The sequence below is a fragment of the Paenibacillus sp. NMA1017 genome, assembly GCF_058895805.1.
Genome location: NZ_JBZXYR010000040.1, coordinates 1 through 2,464 on the forward strand (window position 1 = coordinate 1; position 2,464 = coordinate 2,464).

The 2,464-nt window shown below is 58.0% G+C and carries 1 protein-coding gene; it reads right to left on the bottom strand.

All coding sequences use genetic code 11. The annotated features are described in order from the left end of the window. A partial coding sequence (locus tag AC5ELV_RS26215) for a condensation domain-containing protein (RefSeq protein WP_493432445.1) occupies window positions 1–2,464 on the bottom strand: 2,464 nt, incomplete at both ends.

Here is a 2,464-nt window from a genome sequence, read left to right on the forward strand (position 1 = left end):
CGAGCGGCACATACGCCCCGCCCGCTTTCCAGACGGCCAGCACGGCCACCAGCAAGTCCACCGAACGCTCGGCGAGAATGCCGACGATCGACTCCCGGCCGATGCCGCTTGCGCGCAGCGTAGCCGCCAAGCGGTTCGCCCGCTCGTTCAGCTCCGCATACGTCAGCCGGTCGTTCTCGTACACGACGGCCGCCTCTTCCGGCGTGCGCTCCGCCTGTTCCTCAAACAGCCGGTGGAACGCGGCCGCAGGAGCCGCTTCCGGCTGCGCCGGGTTAAACGCGCCGAGAATTTGCTCTTTTTCCGCCGGTGTCAAAATGCCCAGCTCGGCAATAGTCGCCGACGGGTTGCGGAGAATGGATTCAAGCAGCTGCAAGTAGTGAGCGGCCAATTTCTCCACCGTTTCGGTTTTATAAAGAGCAGTGGCGTATTCAAACAGATATTCCAAGCCTTCCTCGATCTCCGTGACGTCCAAGCTGAGATCGAATTTAGAAACAATTTCTTCGCTGGCATACGTCGACAAATGGAGTCCGGGAAGCTGGATTTCCAAATTCTCTGTATTCTGCAAAGCAAACATCGTATCGAACAGCGGATTGCGGCATAAATCGCGAGCCACGTTCACCTTATCCACCAGTTCCTCAAACGGATAATTCTGATGTTCAAAAGCGCCCAGCGTCGTTTCCTTGATTTCCTTCAAGTAGTCAAGGAACGTCTTACCGGCAGCCGGATAACTGCGGATGGCCAGGGTATTGACGAACATCCCGATCAGCGGCTGAACGTCGCTGTGATTTCTTCCCGCAATCGGCGTACCGACCACCACGTCTTCTTGCCCTGTATATTTATGCAATAATATTGTATAACCAGCAAGCAGAACCATGTAAAGCGTTGCGCCGTTCTCGGCTGCAAGCCGTTTCAGCCCCTCGCTTTTCTCGCTATGCATAAACAATTGCAGCGTGCGGCCCTCGTAGCTCTGCATAGCCGGGCGCGGATAGTCCGTCGGCAATTCCAAAACCGGCAGCTCTCCGCGGAACATGTCGAGCCAGTAGGCTTCCTGCTTGGCAAGCTGAGCTTTCTGCTCGTCCGATTGCTGCCATACCGCATAATCTTTATACTGAATGCGGAGCGGCTCCAACTGCTCCCCGCTGTACAAGCGGACGAACTCTTCGATCAGTACGTCAATCGAAACGCCGTCAGATACGATATGATGCGTATCGAACATTAGAATGTGCCGGTCCGGCGCCAGTTCGGCAAGGCCTACCCGCAGAAGTGGCGGCTTCGCTAGATCAAACGGACGAACGAATTGGCGCACCGTTTCTTCTGCCTGCTCCCCGCTGATCTGCACATATTCCACCTGGAAGGCGGCTTCTTCGTGAATCCGCTGAACCGCTTCGCCTTTTACCATCTCAAAGCCGGTACGCAGCGTTTCATGACGAGCTACGAGCCCGCGGAACGCTTCTTCAAACCGCTGCCGGTCGAGCTCCCCTTCGAGCAGCGTAGCTCCCGGTATGTTGTAGCTCAGCTCGGCTCCTTCCAGCTGGTTCAAGATATAGAGACGTTTCTGAGCGGAAGAAAGCGGATAATACTCGCTAGGTTCCGCAGCCGGAATAGCCGTGAACGAGCCGATCTCCAGCCGCTCCATAGCCGCGGCCATTTCCTCAACCGTCGAGTAGCGGAATACGTCGCGAAGCGGGAATTCAACACCTAGCTCCTTATGCATTTTGCTGACAAGCGTCGTCGCCCGCAGGGAGTGTCCGCCGAGGTCGAAGAAGTTGTCCGTTACGCCTACCGCCTTCTCCCGAACAAGCACATCCTGCCAAATGGCGGCCAGCTTCGCCTCAAGTTCGGTGCGCGGCGCCACGTATTCGCGGCCTCCGCCTGCTCCCCCTTCCGGTGCCGGCAGCGCCTTCCGGTCGATCTTTCCGTTCGGCGTCAGAGGCAGGCGCTCCAGCTCCACGAAGTACGACGGGATCATGTACCCCGGCAGCTCGCTGGCAATCGCCCGCTTCAGGTCCGCCGCCGTCAAGCCTTCTTCCGCTGTATAATAAGCGCACAAAGCTTTCTGACCTTCTTGATCTTCCCTGACGACGACGACCGCTTCCTTCACGCCACCTACACTCAGCAGCTTCGCTTCGACTTCGCCCGTCTCAATCCGGTACCCCCGGATTTTCGCCTGGTTGTCGATCCGGCCGATGAAGTCCACGTTCCCGTCCTCCATCCACCGCGCCAAGTCTCCCGTGCGGTACAGCCGCTCGCCCGCGGCGAACGGGCTGTCTACGAACTTCTCTTCTGTCAGCTCCAGACGGTTCAAGTACCCACGCGCTACCCCGACTCCGCCGATAACCAGCTCGCCCAGCACCCCGACCGGCACCGGATTCAAATGCGCATCCACGATGTAGAATTTCGCATTCAGCCACGCTTTGCCGATCGGCACATGGCCTGTCTGCGGCAGCTTCGTCAGCGGCTCGTC